Source organism: Streptomyces sp. NPDC044984, assembly GCF_040646935.1.
Taxonomy (GTDB): Bacteria; Actinomycetota; Actinomycetes; order Streptomycetales; family Streptomycetaceae; genus Streptomyces.
In genome coordinates, this window is the sequence record NZ_JBEZBE010000006.1 from 44,286 (window position 1) to 62,005 (window position 17,720).

General features: G+C 71.2%; 10 protein-coding genes and 1 pseudogene. 6 read left to right on the forward strand and 5 right to left on the reverse strand.

Annotated elements, in window-relative coordinates; translation table 11 throughout:
• The first annotated feature begins 3 nt into the window (after positions 1-3).
• Together AB0A94_RS08435 and AB0A94_RS08440 are read left to right on the forward strand one after the other, a co-directional pair.
• Positions 4-777, forward strand: a complete 774-nt coding sequence (locus AB0A94_RS08435) for a class I SAM-dependent methyltransferase (RefSeq protein WP_361740770.1) — start codon at positions 4-6, stop codon at positions 775-777.
• Between the two features lie 38 nt (positions 778-815).
• On the forward strand, positions 816-2,687 hold the full coding sequence (locus tag AB0A94_RS08440) for a rhamnogalacturonan lyase (protein ID WP_361740773.1): 1,872 nt from the start codon (positions 816-818) through the stop codon (positions 2,685-2,687).
• Between the two features lie 53 nt (positions 2,688-2,740).
• Here AB0A94_RS08440 and AB0A94_RS08445 read toward each other — a convergent pair whose 3' ends face one another.
• Together AB0A94_RS08445 and AB0A94_RS08450 are read right to left on the reverse strand one after the other, a co-directional pair.
• Positions 2,741-5,398, reverse strand: a complete 2,658-nt coding sequence (locus AB0A94_RS08445; protein WP_361740776.1) for a cellulose binding domain-containing protein — start codon at positions 5,396-5,398, stop codon at positions 2,741-2,743.
• A gap of 143 nt (positions 5,399-5,541) precedes the next feature.
• Positions 5,542-8,457 carry a glycoside hydrolase family 48 protein gene (locus AB0A94_RS08450; RefSeq protein WP_361740779.1) on the reverse strand — a complete coding sequence of 972 codons (2,916 nt, stop codon included), beginning with the start codon at positions 8,455-8,457 and terminating at the stop codon, positions 5,542-5,544.
• Positions 8,458-8,952: 495 nt separating this feature from the next.
• On the opposite strand from AB0A94_RS08450, the gene AB0A94_RS08455 reads away from it, so the two are divergent.
• The 3 genes and pseudogenes from AB0A94_RS08455 to AB0A94_RS08465 all read left to right on the forward strand — a co-directional run bounded on the left by AB0A94_RS08455 (position 8,953) and on the right by AB0A94_RS08465 (position 12,532).
• Positions 8,953-10,662, forward strand: a complete 1,710-nt coding sequence (locus tag AB0A94_RS08455; RefSeq protein ID WP_361740782.1) for a glycoside hydrolase family 6 protein — start codon at positions 8,953-8,955, stop codon at positions 10,660-10,662.
• 165 nt (positions 10,663-10,827) lie between these two features.
• Positions 10,828-11,730 carry a class I SAM-dependent methyltransferase gene (locus AB0A94_RS08460; protein WP_361740785.1) on the forward strand — a complete coding sequence of 301 codons (903 nt, stop codon included), beginning with the start codon at positions 10,828-10,830 and terminating at the stop codon, positions 11,728-11,730.
• 63 nt (positions 11,731-11,793) lie between these two features.
• Positions 11,794-12,532, forward strand: a pseudogene (locus tag AB0A94_RS08465) (SDR family oxidoreductase).
• 65 nt (positions 12,533-12,597) lie between these two features.
• Here the strand turns inward: AB0A94_RS08465 and AB0A94_RS08470 are convergent.
• The 3 genes from AB0A94_RS08470 to AB0A94_RS08480 form a co-directional block, all read right to left on the reverse strand.
• Positions 12,598-13,386: an aldo/keto reductase gene (locus AB0A94_RS08470; protein WP_361741324.1), complete on the reverse strand. Its 789-nt coding sequence runs from the start codon at positions 13,384-13,386 to the stop codon at positions 12,598-12,600.
• 134 nt (positions 13,387-13,520) lie between these two features.
• On the reverse strand, positions 13,521-15,347 hold the full coding sequence (locus AB0A94_RS08475) for an AMP-dependent synthetase/ligase (protein ID WP_361740788.1): 1,827 nt from the start codon (positions 15,345-15,347) through the stop codon (positions 13,521-13,523).
• 295 nt (positions 15,348-15,642) lie between these two features.
• Positions 15,643-16,515, reverse strand: coding sequence for a LysR substrate-binding domain-containing protein (locus AB0A94_RS08480; RefSeq protein ID WP_361740791.1), 873 nt, complete (start codon positions 16,513-16,515; stop codon positions 15,643-15,645).
• 126 nt (positions 16,516-16,641) lie between these two features.
• Here AB0A94_RS08480 and AB0A94_RS08485 point away from each other — a divergent pair, with 126 nt between their 5' ends.
• Positions 16,642-17,712 (forward strand): bile acid:sodium symporter family protein, encoded by a 1,071-nt coding sequence (locus tag AB0A94_RS08485; RefSeq protein WP_361740794.1) that lies wholly within the window; start codon positions 16,642-16,644, stop codon positions 17,710-17,712.
• The last annotated feature ends 8 nt before the right edge of the window (positions 17,713-17,720 follow it).

Sequence of the window (17,720 nt, forward strand, 5' to 3'; positions counted from 1 at the left end):
CGCGTGCTGGACTACGACGAGGAAGCGGAACGGTACGACGCCTCACGCGGCGGTGAACCACGGGCGGCGGCCGCCGCCGACGCCGTACTGGGCCTCGTACCGGAGGGTGCCCGGGACCTGCTGGACGTGGCGTGCGGCACCGGCATCGTGACCCGGCGGTTCGCCGCCGCCCGCGCCGGTCTGCGGGTGACGGGCGCCGACCTCTCCCCGGCGATGACCCGGATGGCCGCCCACCGGCTGCCGGGCGCCGTGGTCCGCGCCGACAGCCGCCGACTGCCCTTCGGGGACGCCCGGTTCGACGCCGTGGTCAGCGTGTGGCTGCTGCACCTGATGCCGGGGGCCGAGGACGTACGGGCGGTCGTCGCCGAGTGCGCCCGCGTGCTGCGGCCCGGCGGGGTGTACGTCACCACCGTCCACAAGGGTGCCTCGCACAACGTCGGCAGCGACATCGACGCGATCCTCGCCGCCCGACCGCGCAGCCCGGTCCCCGACGCCTCCGAGGCCGTCGGGGCCTGCGCCGCCGCGCACGGTCTGCTCCCCGCCGGGGAGGCCCGCTTCCGGGGCCACGGGCAGGGCCGCAGCCCCCGCCGCACCATCGCGGACCTGCGACGCGGCTGGTTCGTCACCCTGCCGCCCGGCGAACCTCTCGCCGAGGAGTTCGCCGCCCGCCTGGCCGCACTCCCGGACCAGGACCGGCCCCGCCCCGACCCCGTGTTCCGTCTCCTGGCGTACCGGAAGCGGAAGGACGGCAACCTGGAGCGCCCCGGCGGCGACTGAGGGGCGGAACCCACCCGTCCTCCCAGGAGGTCCGTCCCGTGACCCACCCCCACAGGCACCGCAGACGCCGTGTCCTCCTTCCCGCGGCGCTCGCCGTGGCGGCGCTGGCCGGCGCCGGCCTGACCGCGCTGTCGGACGCGCCCGCCGAGGCCGCCACCGCACGGCAGGTCGAGAAGCTGGACCGCGGCGTCGTCAGCGTCCACACCGGCAGCGGGAACCTGGTCAGCTGGCGCTGGCTCGGCACCGACCCGGACGACGTCGCCTTCAACGTCTACCGGGCCGGCACCAAGGTCAACTCCAGTCCGATCACCGGCTCCACCACCTACTTCCACTCCGGCGCGCCCTCCCACGCCGACTACACCGTCCGCGCGGTGGTGAACGGCACCGAGCAGGGCGACTCGGTGCACGCGATCCAGTTCCGCACCGGCTACAAGGACGTGCCGATCAGCCCGCCGTCCGGCGGCACCACCCCCGACGGCGTCTCCTACACCTACGAGGCCAACGACGCCTCCGTCGGCGACCTCGACGGCGACGGCGCCCTCGACATCGTGCTCAAGTGGCAGCCCACCAACGCCAAGGACAACTCCCAGTCCGGCTACACCGGCAACACGATCGTCGACGGCGTCAAGCTGGACGGCACCCGGCTGTGGCGCGTCGACCTGGGCCGCAACATCCGCTCCGGGGCCCACTACACGCAGTTCCAGGTGTACGACTACGACGGCGACGGCAGGGCCGAGGTCGCCATGAAGACCGCCGACGGCACCAAGGACGGCACCGGAGCGGTCATCGGCAGCTCCTCCGCCGACCACCGCAACTCCAGCGGGTACGTCCTGACCGGCCCCGAGTTCCTGACGATGTTCGACGGGCGGACCGGCAAGGCGATGGGCACCGTCGACTACGTCCCGGCCCGCGGCACGGTCTCCTCCTGGGGCGACTCCTACGGCAACCGCGTCGACCGCTTCCTCGCCGGCACCGCGTACCTGGACGGTGCCCGCCCCTCCCTGATCATGGCGCGGGGCTACTACACCCGCTCGGTCATCGCGGCCTGGGACTGGCGGGACGGCCGGTTCACCCGCCGCTGGACCTTCGACACCAGCTCCTCCACCAACAGCGGCAAGGGCTACGACGGCCAGGGCTCCCACGCCCTCTCCGTCGGGGACGTCGACAACGACGGCCGGGACGAGATCGTCTACGGCTCGATGGCCGTCGACGACAACGGCAACGGCCTGTGGACCGCCAGGACCGGCCACGGCGACGCCCAGCACCTCGGCGACCTCGACCCGTCGACCTCCGGCCTGGAGTACTACAAGGTCTCCGAGTCCACGAGCCAGCCCGCCGCGCTCTACATCGACCCCGCCAACGGCGCGGTCCGCTGGAAGCTGGGCGCCTGCTGCGACAACGGCCGCGGGGTCGCGGCGGACGTCTGGTCGGGCAACTCCGGCCCGGAGATGTGGTCCTCCTCCGACAGCTCCGTCCGCGACGAGGGCGGCGCCACCAAGGGCCGCAAGCCCTCCTCCGCCAACTTCCTCTCCTGGTGGGACGGCGACCCGGTCCGCGAACTCCTCGACGGCACCCGCATCGACAAGTACGGCACGTCCTCCGACACCCGCCTGCTGACCGGCGCGGGCGTGTCCTCGAACAACGGCACCAAGGCCACCCCGGTCCTGTCCGGCGACATCCTGGGCGACTGGCGCGAGGAGGTCGTCTGGCGCACCAGCGACAACAAGAACCTGCGCATCTACTCCACCCCCCACGACACGGACCGCAGGATCACCACGCTCCTCCACGACACCCTGTACCGCACGTCGCTGGCGTGGCAGAACACCGCCTACAACCAGCCCCCGCACACCGGCTTCTTCATCGGCGCCGGGATGCCCACCCCGGCCAGGCCCACGGTCTTCACCCCCTGAGCGGACGCACCCCGGCCGCCCGCACGAGGTGCGGGCGGCCGGGGCGCACCGGGTCACTTCACCGTGCAGGTCTCCCCGCCCAGCTTGAAGGCCGTGGGCTCGGTGTTGGCCGCCGATCTGCTCGCCGTGAAGCCGAAGGCCGCCGACGAGCCCGCCGCCACCGTGCCGTTCCAGTCGGTGTTGCGGACCGCCACCGCCGCACCCGACTGGGTGTGGGAGCCGTTCCAGAGCTGGGAGATCTTCTGGCCGTCCGCGAAGGACCAGGTCAGGGACCAGCCGTTCCAGGCGGCCGGGCCCGTGTTGGTCAGCTGGACGTCGGCCTGGAAGCCGTCGGCCCACTGGTTGGTGATCTTGTAGGTCACCTCGCAGGCGCCGGTCGGCCCGGGATCGGGCCCACCCGGATCCGGGTCCGTGCCTCCGGTGTCCGAGGTGTCGCCGTAGACGACACCGCGGCCGTTGGTCGCCACGTAGACGCGGCCGTAGACCCGCGGGTCACCGGTGATGGCCGCGCCCGTCCAGCCCCACTGGTGGGCGTCGTCGTTGACCCGGGTCCAGGTCGCGCCCTTGTCCGTGGAGCGGAAGATGCCGCGTACGCCGCCGATCTCCGCGCTGGTGAAGAGGGTCTGGTACGAGGCGCCCGGCGCCGCCTTGCCGAAGCCGACGGTGTCGGCCTCGTCGACATTCGGCAGCTTGGTGAACGTCGCCCCGGCGTCCGTGGAGTGCCACAGGCCGTACGGCCCGTCGCTCGCCCCGCCCGCCAGCCAGATCTCGCCCTTCGCACCCGGGAGCGCCTTGAAGCGCACGCTGTCACCGGCCGGGAGCCCCGTCGCGGACGAGGCCGTGAACGTCGCGCCACCGTCCGTACTGACGTAGAACTTCCCGGACTTGAAGCCGTAGAACGTCTTCGGGTCCACCCGGTCGGACTCGACGACCGCCCCCGCCGGGATGCCGCTCGACGCCGACCAGGACGTGCCGAAACCGGTCGTGTGGTGCACGCCCGCGCCCTGCGGACTCCACACGAACCGGCTGCCGTCGGCCGCCGCCGCGACCGTGCCGCCGCCGCTCACGCCCGAAGGGTCCGTCCCCGCGAACCAGTTGGCGCCGTTGTCGGTCGAGAACGCGATGTGCGGCCCGGAGTCCAGGTTGCCGGCCCGCACCACCGTGTTCGGGTTCGACTCGGCGAAGTCCAGACTCGTCGTCGACGTGAAGTTCGGCTGGGTGAACATCATCGGCGGCACCTTCGTGAGGTCCGTGTGCCGGAAGCCGCCGACGTCGCCGAGCGCGCTGATCAGCGGGGCGCCCGACGGGGGAGAGATCAGGTCGTTGACGGCCGTCTCCTCCAGGCCCCGCACCATCGGGGTGATGGTGAACGAGGTGTCGTCGTCCCAGTTCGTCAGGTTCTCCGTGCCGTAGATCGTCGCGCCCGTCCCGTACATCATCCGGTCGGAGTCGAACGGGTCGATCTCCAGTGCCTCCGTCATCCAGCCCAGCTTCGGCGTCTGCTCCGGCGGCGACGGGTTCGCGCCCCAGGTCAGCCAGGGGGAGGACGAGACGTCCATCGTGTAGCGGTTCTCGCGGTTCGGGTACGACGTGTAGCTCCACGCCTGCGTCCAGGTGCCGCCGCTGTCCGTCGAGCGGAAGATCTGCGTGTCCGGCCACCAGGAGCTGTACGCCGTCGCCATCACCGTGCCGGGGTCCTGCCGGTCCACGGTCAGGCCGCTGAAGCCGTAGTAGGTGTCGGCCTCCGCCACCGGGCTGATGTCCGTCCAGGTGCCGGTCGCCGTCGCGTACCGGTACAGCCGGCCCTTGCCGCCGTCGTACGGGCCGCCGGTGTCGCTGTACGCGAGGTACAGGTAGCCGTTCTCGGCGTCCAGGACGCCCTTGTGCGCCAGATAGCCGGTCGGCTGCCCGGCGACGCGCTGCCAGGTCGCGCCCGCGTCCGTCGACCGGTAGACCGCGTTCTCCTTGTCGGCGACCCCGACGTAGACCGTCTTCGTCGCCGTCCCCGCGCCGCCCGTCGACTCGTCGAAGGTGACCCAGACGATGCCCTGGTTGTCGGAGGCGTACCCGGAGGTGTCACTCGGATCCTGGGCGTAGTTCCCGGGGTTGGGGAACGCCGTCACCTCGGACCAGGTGGCTCCCGCGTCGGTCGACCGCCAGAGCCCGTGGCCGCTGGGCGCGCCCAGGTACAGCACGTCGTTGTCGTGGGGGTCGACCGCCAGCCGTTCCCCCATGCCCCGTCCCGGCATGTTCCCGCCCAGCTTGAACGGCAGGTCCGCCTTCTTCCAGCTCGCGCCCCGGTCCGTGGAGCGCAGCACCGCGCCGTTCGCCGGGTCCCAGTCATTGGTGTACGTGCCGACCGCCGCGTACACCCGGTCGGGGTCGGCGGAGTCGGAGGCGAGGCTCACCACACCGGTGTGCCCCCAGTCGTCCCAGCCGACCGAGTCGAGCAGCGGGGTCCAGGTCTTCGTCGACTCCTGCCAGCGGTAGGCGCCGCCGATGTCGGTGCGGGCGTAGGCCAGGTCCTTCTCACTACGGTTGAAGACGATGCCGGGCACGAAACCGCCGCCGTCGATGCGCGCGTTCTTCCAGGTGTAGGTGTCGGCGGCGAGCGTGGTGGCCGGCTGTGGGGCGGCGAGGGCGGGCGGGCCGCCCGCGAGCAGACCGGCCGCCAGCGCGAGCACGGCCGTGAGGACACGGGTTCTTCGCACGGTGCGTTCCTTCCTCTTGGGGGGAGGTGGAGGTGGGGAGCGTGCGAGGGCCGGGCGGCCCCACCGTGCGCGGGTGGGACCGCCCGGCCGCGGGTGGCCCCGGCGTCAGGTGCCGGAGCCGGTACGCGGAGCGTCGGCGGGGGCTATTCGAGAAGCTCCGCGTACGAGCCCATGGCCAGGGCGATGTCGGCCTGGGCCCAGAACCGGTGGTACGTGAAGGTGGGCGCGGCGCCGCCCGCCAGATAGGACTCGATCTTCGACCACGCCGGGTCGTCCTGGTAGAAGGACCGGATCGACTCGAACGTCGACGACGAGTTGATCGCGTCGCCGTTCGGCATGGTGCCGGTCCAGCCGCTCGGGACGTGGACGGGGTCGTCGAAGCGGTTGTAGTCGGCGCGGGTCTCCGGGACGGCGATGCCGAGCGCGTCCTGGTTGTTCTCCCACATGCCGTCGAGCAGCGCCTTCGCCGTGGCCGCCGCCTCGGTGTCACCGGAGCGGTCGGCGTAGTACGTCAGCGTCTTGGCGTACGCCGCGGCCACACCGACGTCGTTGGTGTAGTCGGCGACGGTGACGTGCAGCCCGCTGTTGGCGCCGGGCGACGACGCGTTCCAGGTGTCGGGCTTGCCCGACCACTGCAGCGTCGACGGGATCCGGAAGGAGCCGTCCGGGTTGACCGTGGTCTCCGACAGCGCCCAGTCGACCCACTTGTCGAGGACCTGCTTGGCGAGCGCGTTGCCGGTCTGCTGGTACAGCTCGGCGACCCGCTCCATCGACCACGCCTGGAAGCCGAACCACTGGTTCGACGGCGGGTCGTGGTAGACCGGCTTCTCGTCGTAGTGCATGCCGTAGAAGGTCGGCGTGCCGGCCGGCGGGGTCGTGTACCGGCCCGCCCAGCTGTTGGTCGCGCCGCCCGCGATGCCGCCCTCGTCGGACTGCAGCCAGCGGTAGAACTCCAGCTGCCGCTGCATCGACTTGGCCCAGTCGCCCGCGCCCGTCGCCGACTTCGGCTTCAGCGGCGCGTACTCGCTCAGCGCGTACGCGGCGAGGGGGTTCTGGTAGCCGCCGTGGGCGTGGCTGGAGCCGATGCGCCAGGCCCAGCCCGCCGAGGTGTCGGTGGCGCCGCCCCAGGCGTAGTACCAGGAGAGCAGGTAGTGCGAGGCGTCCTTGCCGGTGCCGGCCGGGCAGGACGGGCTGGTGCAGTTGCCGACCTTCTTGAAGTACTTGTCGAACATGGCGTAGCGCAGGTAGTCGCCCATCTTCGCGGCCTTGGCGACCGTCGCGGAGACCTCGGAGCCCTTGCCCTGGTCCTTGGCCCACAGGTCCGCCCAGTACGCGGCCTGCACGGCGCGCGCGTCGGCGTCCGGGGCGTTGGTGAACTTCCACTGCCTGGCGTACGAGGCGTCCTTGGTGAACAGGTCCAGGTAGCCGTTCTTCCCGCCGTACTTGAAGGCGTCGCAGGTGGGCTGCGGGACGGTCTCCCACACCGACTCCTGCGGGCCGCGCTGGAAGGTGTTGATGTACGACGGCCCGGTGTCCGCCGGACCCGCCTCGCACTTGCCGGGCGAGTTGCCGTAGCCGTACACGTTGTCGACGTCCTGGATCCAGTGCATGCCGTAGACGTCGTCCGTGCCGTAGGCGGACTTCAGCTCGGCCGCGATCGGGTCGGGGCCGACCGAGACTCCCGAGTCGAGCTGCGACGGGTACTCGTTCGGGGTGTCGTGCTCGGGCGCGTACGTCGCCGGCTTGGAGGCGTTGTAGAAGGAGTTGGTCGGCTGGTCCGCGTGGGTCGGGATCATGTACTTCTCCATGATCTCCCAGGCCCCGTTGAACTTCGACCAGTCACCGGTCACCTTGCCGTACATCGCCTGCAGCCACAGCAGGTAGCTGTACGCCTCCGAGGTGGTCTCGTGACCGTGGTCCGGCGCCTCGACGATCAGCGTCTCCACCGAGTGGTACGGGATGCCCTCCGGCGAGAAGTAGCCGTTCGCCGGGTCGGTGATCTTCCCGTACAGCTCCAGGAAACGCGCGTCGTACTCCTTCTGGGCGCCCAGCTGCGTCACCGTGACCGTGGCCTTGGCGTGGCCCGGTGCCGAGGACTCGAAGACCGCCGAGCCGCTGCCCGAGGAGTCGGCGGCGATCGTCACCTTCTGCGCGGTGTTCCAGTTCGAGGGCGTGAAGGTGAGCGAGGCGCCACCGGAGACCGACAGCCCCGAGTTGCCGCTCGCCCGGGCCGTCGTGACGGTCGTGTTCGCGCTCGGCTGCTTGGACAGCTTCACCTCGTACGTGCCCGACTCGCCCTGCTGGACGCCCAGCTGGGACGGCGTGGCCACCACGGCGGGACCCGAGGCGACCGTGATGCCGACCGGCGTCGAGGAGGCGGAGGCCCCCATGCTGTCGTACGCCTTCGCCACCAATGAATGACTGCCCACGGTCAAGCCGGAGGCCGAGAGTGTGAAGGGCGAGCTGGTGTCCGTGCCCAGCAGTACGGTGTCGTCGTAGAACTCCACCTTGGTGACGGTGGCCTGGTCGGCCGCCGCCGCGGTGGCGGCGAGCGGGACCGTCTCGCCCTGCGTGTAGACGGCGCCGGCCTGAGGGCTGGTCAGCACGGTGATCGGCGGCTGGTGGGCCCCGACGCAGGGGGTGCCGTTGATCGCGAAGGACGTGGGAGCGGCGTTGCTGCCGCTGTAGGTGAACTGGCCGCCGGTCGTGACGGCGGCGCCGGCGGCGATCTTGGCGTTGTATCCGGCGTTCTTCACGGTCACGGTCTTCCCGGACTGCGACCAGCTGCCGTTCCAGCCGTTCACGAGCTTCTGGTTGCCGGCGTAGTCGTACGTCAGGGTCCAGCCGTCGATGGCGTCCGCACCGCGGTTGGTGAGGGTCAGCTCCGCGGTGAATCCGGAGCCCCAGTCGTTCGTCTTGTAGTCGACGCTGCACTGGACGGCCGCCGCCTGGGCGGGGGTCGAGCCGGTGGAGAGCATCGTCAGCGGAAGTGCGAGAGCCGCCGCGGCGGCCGTCAGCCAGCGGCGTAAGCCTCTGCGTCTCCTGGGTGGGGGATGCATGGTGCTGGTTCCTCCTGTGACTCTGACATGTCAAGCCTTGAACCAGTGGGAGCGCTCCCATAGTGAGGACGGGGTAGGGGGCGGTCAAGCCTTGTGGCGAATCGAAAACATTCGACGCCCCGAGCCGAGGGAAAGTCGGCGGCCCCTCTGTTCTTCACCGTCACTTGGCGCTAGCTTCATGTGCACCAGTGGGAGCGGTTCCATCAGTCGACGCGTCCGTCACGACGCGTCCGAGCTGCAAGGAGTCGCTCATGCGCCACCCCCCGCGTTCAGTGTTTCGAGCCGCCCCCGTGCACCCGTGGAGCACCTGACGCGGGGTCGCTCGTTCCCGTGGGATCTCCATGTGCCGTCCGTGCTGCCCGGAAACTCCCCGCCGGCACCGCAGGCCCGTCCCCGACAGGCCTGGACGTCACCCCCACCCGTAAGGCACCAGGCCGCGCGATCGTCCGCGCGCGCCCAAGAAGGACAGCCCCCTACGGATAGGAAACCCGCACCATGAGTCGCACCAGAACCGCGCTTCTCGCCGCCATGGCGCTGGTCGCCGGCGCCACCGGGACGGCGATCGCCGCCGTCCCCGGCGAGTCCGGCGCGGCCGCCGTCCCCTGCACCGTGGACTACAAGGTGCAGAACCAGTGGGACACCGGCTTCACGGCGTCCGTGACGATCACCAACAACAGCGCCGCCAAGTCGTCGTGGTCGCTGAAGTGGTCCTACGCCGGAAACCAGAAGGTCACCAGCGGCTGGAACGCCAAGGTGACCCAGTCCGGCGCGAACGTCACCGCCGCCAACGAGTCCTACAACGGCACCCTCGCCACCGGAGGCTCGGCCACCTTCGGCTTCCAGGGCACCTACAGCGGCAGCAACGCCGTCCCCGCCACCTTCACCCTCGACGGCGTGACCTGCAACGTCGACTCCGGTGGCGGCCCCACCGACCCGCCGCCGGACCCGACCGGCCGGGTGAACAACCCCTACGACGGCGCCAAGGTGTACGTGAACCCCGAGTGGTCCGCGAAGGCCGCCGCCGAGCCGGGCGGCAGCCGCATCGCGAACCAGCCCACCGGTGTCTGGCTGGACCGCACCGCCGCCATCAACGGCGTCAACGGCGGCATGAGCCTGCGCGACCACCTCGACGAGGCCCTGCGGCAGAAGGGTTCCGGCGAGCTCGTCATCCAGCTGGTCATCTACAACCTGCCCGGCCGTGACTGCGCCGCCCTCGCCTCCAACGGCGAGCTCGGCCCGACGGAGATCGACAAGTACAAGACGCAGTACATCGACCCGATCAAGGCCATCCTCGCCGACTCGAAGTACGCCTCGCTGCGGATCGTCACCACGGTCGAGATCGACTCCCTGCCCAACCTGGTCACCAACGTGTCGCCGCGGCCCACCGCCACGCCCAACTGCGACGTGATGAAGGCCAACGGCAACTACGTCAAGGGCGTCGGCTACGCCCTGAACAAGCTCGGCGACGTGGCCAACGTCTACAACTACGTGGACGCCGGCCACCACGGCTGGCTGGGCTGGGACGACAACTTCGGCGCCTCCGCGCAGATGTTCAAGCAGGCCGCGACCGCCGAGGGCGCGACCGTCGCCGACGTGCACGGCTTCATCGCCAACACGGCCAACTACAGCGCGCTGAAGGAGGACCACTTCAAGATCACCGACAACGTGGCCGGCAAGTCGGTGCGCGAGTCCAAGTGGGTCAGCTGGAACCGTTACGTCGACGAGCTGTCGTACGCCCAGGCGCTGCGCAACCAGCTGGTCTCGCTCGGCTTCGACTCGAACATCGGCATGCTGATCGACACCTCCCGCAACGGCTGGGGCGGCGCGAACCGGCCCACCGGTCCCGGCGCCACGACCAGCGTGGACACCTACGTCGACGGCGGCCGCTACGACCGCCGCTTCAACACCGGCAACTGGTGCAACCAGTCGGGAGCCGGCCTCGGTGAGCGTCCGCAGGCCTCCCCGGAGCCCGGGATCGACGCCTACGTCTGGATGAAGCCCCCGGGTGAGTCCGACGGGGCGAGCGAGCACATCGAGAACGACGAGGGCAAGGGCTTCGACCGGATGTGCGACCCGACGTACACGGGCAACCCGCGGAACGACAACAACATGTCGGGTGCGCTGGGCAATGCCCCGATCTCCGGGCACTGGTTCTCCGCCCAGTTCCAGGAGCTGATGAAGAACGCGTACCCGCCGCTGTCGTGACGGGCTGACCACCGGTCCGCCGGGGCAGGACCTGCCGGGTCCGGCCCCGGCGGACCGCCGCGCGCCTCATTCGCCGCACCCTTTTTGCGGGAGCGGCAACGTCGGTTGCCCGTCACCGGTGCGTCGTCGCACCCTGACGGCATCCGAGCGGAGAGGCTGAGCACCATGGCGCACGACCACGACCACCGGCACGACCACGACCACGAGCACCGGCACGGACACGGGCACGACCACGACTGGGCCGAGCTGGCCCCCCTGCTCGAATCCGAGGCGGAGCTGTTCACACCGCTCTACGAGCGGGCCCTGAACTGGCTGGCGAAGGAGGTGACGGAACCGGGACTGATCGTGGACGCGGGCAGCGGTCCCGGTGTCATCTCGTGTCTGTTCGCCGAGACCTTCCCGGGCGCGCGGATCGTGGCCGTCGACGGCAGCGAACCGCTGCTGGAGCGGGCCAGGGACCGTGCCGGGCGCCTGGGTGCCGGCGACCGTTTCGGCACCCTCGCCGGTGAACTCCCCGAGGCGCTCGGCGAGCTGGACTACCCGGCCGACCTGCTGTGGGCCAGCCGCAGCGTGCACCACCTCGGGGACCAGGCCGCCGCGCTGGCCGCCTGCGCGGAGCGGCTGGCGCCCGGCGGCACGCTGGCCGTGATGGAGGGCGGTCTGCCCGTCCGGTATCTGCCCCGCGACATCGGGTTCGGCCGGCCCGGCCTCCAGGCGCGCATCAACGTGGTGGAGGAGGAGCGGTTCGGCCGGATGCGTGCCGAACTGCCGGGCTCGGTGGCGGTCGTCGAGGACTGGCCGGCCCTGCTGACCTCGGCCGGCCTGCACCACGCCCGCTCGCGCACCTTCCTCCTCGACCTTCCCGCCCCGGTCACGGACCGCTCCCGCGCCCATGTGGTCGCCGCCCTCACCCGTACGCGCGAGGTCATCGGCGAGGACCTGGACGCCGACGACCGCGCCACCCTCGACCGCCTCCTCGACCCCGACGACAAGGCGAGCGTCCACCACCGCCCGGACGTGTTCGTCCTGGCGGCCCACACGGTCCACGCGGCGGTACGGCCCGTGTGACGGCTTGACCTGGAGAGCTCTCCAAGTGATGGACTCCCTGGCACGCAACGACACACGGGGGCCATGGCCGATTCTCCGGTAGCGCTCATCACCGGCGGCGGCAGCGGTATCGGCGCCGCCGTCGCACGGCGGTTGCTGGACGCGGGACAGCGGGTGGCCGTCACCGGGCGGGGTGAGGAGCGGCTGCGTGGTTTCGCGAAGGGACTCGGGGAGCCCGAGGACCTGTTGACGATCACCGGGAACGCAGCCGAGTACGACGACGTACGGACGGCGGTGGGCACCGTGCTGACGCGGTTCGGCCGGCTGGACACCGTCGTCGCCAACGCCGGTTTCGCCACCCACGACTCGGTCGCCGAGGGCGACCCCGCCGGGTGGACCGAGATGGTGCTGACCAACGTCCTCGGTCCCGCCCTGCTGATCAGGGCCTCCGTCGACGCCCTGAAGGAGACCCGTGGGCGGATCGTGCTGGTCGGCAGCGTCGCCGGGTTCGTGCACGGGCCCGGCAACCTCTACGGGGCCACCATGGGGGTACCTCCCGCTCGAGCGAAGCCGAGAGTGGGGGAGGGCGGTGACGGGGCTCGCCGAGAACACCCGGCGGCAGGTCACCGAGTGGGGCGTGGGCGTGACCCTGATCGCGCCCGGCCGGACGGAGACGCCGTTCTGGGACTCCTACGGCAGCCTCCCGCCCGGCCGTCCGCTCACCGCCGACCAGATCGCCGACTCGGTCGTGTGGGCCGTGGCGCAGCCGGCCGGTGTCGACGTCAACACCGTGGTCGTACGGCCCGTCGGCCAGCCCAACTGAGCACCGCGTCCCACGGGCGCACGACGGCCTCCCCCGGAGCGGGGGAGGCCGTCGTGCGCGTGGGATCAGCTGTTGACCTCCGCCGGGTCCGACCCGATGCGCCGGTCCTCGTTCAGCGCGCTGATCGCGGCGAGGTCCTCCGCGTCCAGGCTGAACCCGAACACGTCGATGTTCTCCTCGATCCGGGACGGCGTCACCGACTTCGGGATGACGACGTTCCCCAGCTGCAGGTGCCAGCGCAGCACCACCTGCGCCGCCGTACGGCCGTGCTTCCGCGCGATCGCCACGATCGCCGGGATCTCCAGGATCCCCTTGCCGGAACCGAGCGGCGACCACGCCTCGGTCGCGATGCCCTGCTCCGCGTGGTACTCACGCGCGGCGCCCTGCTGCAGGTGCGGGTGCAGTTCGATCTGGTTGACCGCCGGGACGACGGACGTCTCGGCGATCAGCCGGTCCAGGTGCTCCGGCAGGAAGTTGGACACGCCGATGGAGCGGACCCGGCCGTCGGCGAGCAGCTTCTCGAACGCCTTGTACGTGTCGACGTACCGGTCCCGGGCGGGCGTCGGCCAGTGGATCAGGTAGAGGTCCACGTACTCCAGGCCGAGCTTCGACAGGGACGTGTCGAACGCCCGCAGGGTGGAGTCGTACCCCTGGTCGCTGTTCCAGAGCTTGGTGGTGACGAAGAGGTCCTCGCGCGGGACGCCCGACTTCGCGAGGGCCCGTCCGGTGCCCTCCTCGTTGCCGTAGATCGCCGCGGTGTCGATGCTGCGGTAGCCGGCCTCCAGCGCCGTCGTCACGGCCGTCTCGGCCTCCGCGTCCGGCACCTGCCAGACGCCGAAACCCAGCTGGGGCATCTCGACGCCGTTGTTCAGGATGATCGGGGGGACCTTGCTCACGAGCTCTCGATCCTTCGGTTGTGGTCAGGTACTACAGGTGTTACCCCCATCGTCAACGATCACCGCCCGTGGCGCATTCCTGACCGGGAAATTCATGTCCGGTAGAGGGCCTCGACCTCGGCCGCGTACGCCTCTTCGATCGCCCTCCGCTTCAGTTTCAGCGACGGCGTGAGCAGTCCGTGCTCCTCGGTGAACGGCTGCGCCAGGATCCGGAACGTGCGGATCGACTCGGCCTGCGAGACCAGGGTGTTCGCCGTGACCACGGCCCGCCGCACCTCCGTCTCCAGGTCCGCGTCCCGCACCAGGTCGGCCGGTGGCAGCCGCGGCTTGCCGCGCATCGCCAGCCAGTGCTCGACGGCCTCCTGGTCCAGGGTGACCAGCGCGGCGACGTACGGGCGGTCGTTGCCGACGACGATGCACTGGCTGACCAGCGGATGGTCCCGCACCCGCTCCTCCAGCGCCCCCGGCGAGACGCTCTTGCCGCCGGAGGTCACCAGGATCTCCTTCTTGCGGCCGGTGATGGTGAGGTAGCCGTCCTCGTCGAGGGAGCCGAGGTCACCGGTGGCCAGCCAGCCGTCGTGCAGGGCCTCGTCGGTGGCCTCGGGGTTGTTGAGGTAGCCGTCGAAGACGTTGTCGCCGTGCAGCCAGATCTCGCCGTCGTCCGCGATGTGCACGGTGACCCCGGGGATGGGCCGGCCGACCGTCCCGTAGCGGGTGCGCTCGGGCGGGTTGGCGGTGGCCGCAGCCGTCGACTCCGTGAGCCCGTACCCCTCGTAGACGTGCACGCCCGCGCCCGCGAAGAACAGTCCGAGCCGGCGGTCCATCGCCGAGCCGCCCGACATGGCGTGCCGGATCCTGCCGCCCATCGCCGCCCGGATCCTGGCGTAGACGAGCTTGTCGAAGAGCTGGTGCCGCATCCGCAGCACCGCGGACGGGCCGGGTCCGGTGCCCCAGGCCTTCGCCTCCATCGCGTCCGCGTACCTGACGGCCACGTCGACGGCCTTCTCGAACGGCCCCGAGCGGCCCTCCCGCTCCGCCTTGCGCCGCGCCGCGTTGAACACCTTCTCGAAGATGTAGGGCACGGCGAGGAAGAACGTCGGCCGGAACGCGGCCAGATCGGGCATCAGCGCCGCCGCGTTCAGCTGCGGCTGATGGCCGAACTTCACCTTCCCGCGGATCGCCGCGACCTCCACCATCCGCCCGAAGACGTGCGCGAGCGGCAGGAACAGCAGCGTCGCCGCCTCGTCGCCCCTGCGGGAGTGGAACACCGGCTCCCAGCGCTCGATGACGGTGTCCGCCTCGTACATGAAGCCGCCGTGCGAGAGCACACAGCCCTTGGGGCGGCCGGTGGTGCCCGAGGTGTAGATGACCGTCGCGACGGAGTCGGGGGTGACCGCCCGCCGGTGCCGGTGCACCACGTCGTCGTCGAGGTGCGCGCCCGCGTCGTACAGCTCCTGCACCGCGCCCGCGTCGAGCTGCCACAGCCGGCGCATCCGCGGCAGCCGGTCGATGACGGTGGCGATCGTCATCGCGTGGTCCTCGTGCTCCACGATCGCGGCCGTCACCTCCGCGTCGTGCAGCATCCACAGGCACTGCTCGGCGGAGGACGTGGGGTAGACGGGCACGACCTGCGCGCCGATCGTCCACAGCGCGAAGTCGAAGAGCGTCCACTCGTACCGGGTACGGGACATGATCGCGACCCGGTCGCCGAACCGGACGCCGCCCGCGAGGAGGCCCTTCGCGAGGGCGAGCACCTCGTCGCGGAACTCCGCGCTGGTCACGTCCCGCCACCGGCCGGTGGTGTCCTTGCGGCCGAGCGCGATGCGCGACGGGTCCTCCTCGGCATACCGGAAGACCACGTCGGCCAGACCGCCCGCCGGGGGCTCCAGGGCCGACGGAGGGCTGGTGAACTCGCGCAATCCCGCTCCCCGCTCATCGGCGCCCGGACTGGTGCGGCGACGTCCTCGTCCCGCACGGCGCCGTGAAAGCTACCCCACGCGACCGGAGGGCGGGAGGGGGTCGGAAACCGGGCGGAGCTCATGTCCACGCCGGCCGGTGAAGGAAAAAGCGCTCACATGGGGAAGGGCCGGACAGAATCCTGACGGTCGAGTAAGTTCCGGTGCCGCAATCTCCACCGAATCCGTACGACCGCATGACCGTTCCTTGGGATGCCGCACCGGTCCCACTGGGTCAGCGTGCGGCAGGGCCGAAACGTCACCCCCGCCCGCCCCGGTGCAGCCGGTCGCCGCCCGCGAGGATCGCCGACGCCAGCGCGTCCGCCGCACCCTGCGCGGAGGGGCGGCGCCGCCCGTGCACCACCACGAAGTCCACCTCGCCCGGTTCCGGCAGCCCCGCCCGCTCCGGCATCCGCACCAGCCCCGGCGGGATCAGTCCGCGCGAGTGCACCATCACCCCGAGCCCGGCGCGGGCCGCCGCGAGCAGCCCGTTGAGGCTGCCGCTGGTGCACACGACGCGCCACTGACGGCCCTCCCGCTCCAACGCCCGCAGGGCGAGGGCCCGGGTGATGCCCGGCGGTGGGTAGACGATCAACGGCACCGGACGGTCCGGGTCGAGCCGCAGCCCCGGCGCGCCGATCCACACCAGCTCGTCGTGCCAGACCAGCTCGCCCCGCGGGTCCTCCGGCAGCCGCTTGGCCAGCACCAGGTCCAGCCGGCCCGCCGTCAGCCGCTCGTGCAGGATGCCCGACAGTTCGACCGTCAGTTCCAGATCGACCTCCGGGTGCTCGTGCCGGAACCGCTTCAGGATCTCCGGCAGCCGGGTCAGCACGAAGTCCTCCGACGCGCCGAACCGCAGCCGTCCGCGCGGCCGGGTGCCGGTGAAGAACTGCGTCGCCTGCTCGTGCACGTCCAGGATCCGCCGGGCGAAGCCGAGCATCGCCTCCCCGTCCTCGGTCAGCTCCACCGAGTGGGTGTCCCGCGTGAACAGCTGCCGCCCGGCGGCCTCCTCCAGCCGCCGTACGTGCTGGCTCACCGTCGACTGGCGCAGCCCGAGCCGCCGCGCCGCCTGCGTGAAGCTCAGCGTCTGCGCCACCGACAGGAAGGTCCGCAGCTGCGTCGGGTCGTACATGCGGCCAGAGTAGCGGCGGTCATCGCGGAACGTGATGACAGTGAGAGCGGTATACCGGATTCCCGATCACGGCGGGAGGGAGCAGGATGGGGAGGGGACGCCCGTGCACCCCTGAGTACCGAGCACATGAGCAAGTGGAGCACCGTGAAACGCCTGCGTCGGCCGAGTCGGCTGCCGATCGACCCGTACATCCTGCTGCTGCTCGGGACGGTGGGCCTCGCCGCGCTGCTCCCCGCCCGGGGGACCGGCGCGGACCTCGCCTCCGGCGCCTCCACCGCCGCGATCGCCTTCCTGTTCTTCCTCTACGGCGCCCGGCTGTCCACCCGTGAGGCCCTGGACGGGCTGAAGCAGTGGCGGCTCCATGTCGCCGTGCTGGCCTGCACCTTCGTCGTCTTCCCGGTGCTGGGCCTGGCCGCCCGCGGACTCGTCCCGGTGTTCCTGACCGACCCGCTCTACCAGGGCCTGCTCTTCCTCACCCTGGTCCCGTCCACCATCCAGTCGTCGATCGCGTTCACCTCGATCGCCCGCGGCAACGTGCCCGCCGCGATCTGCGCCGGCTCCTTCTCCTCCCTGGCCGGCATCGTCGTCACCCCGCTGCTCGCGGCGACACTGCTGGGCGGCAGTGGGGGCGGGTTCTCGGCGAACTCGGTGGTGAGGATCGTGCTCCAGCTGCTGGTGCCGTTCGTCGCCGGGCAGCTGCTGCGCCGCTGGATCGGCTCCTTCGTCTCCCGGCACCGGAAGGTGCTGGGGCTGGTCGACCGCGGCTCGATCCTGCTCGTCGTCTACACCGCGTTCAGCGAGGGCATGGTCCAGGGCATCTGGCACCAGGTGAGCCCCGCCCGGCTCGGCGGACTGCTCGCGGTGGAGGCCGTGCTGCTCGCGGTGATGCTGCTGCTGACCTGGTACGGCGCCAAGGCGCTGCGGTTCGGCCGGGAGGACCGGATCGCGATCCAGTTCGCCGGTTCGAAGAAGTCGCTGGCCGCCGGCCTTCCCATGGCGAGCGTGCTGTTCGGGGCGCAGGCCTCGCTGGCCGTGCTGCCGCTGATGCTGTTCCACCAGATGCAGCTGATGGTGTGCGCGGTGATCGCCAAGCGCCGGTCGCACGACCCGGTCGGGACGGACGCCGAGGAGGTCACCGTCCCGGACCGAGCCGGACGCTCACGAACCGAGGCCGGTACGGGGACACGTTCCGGCTGAGCGTCCCG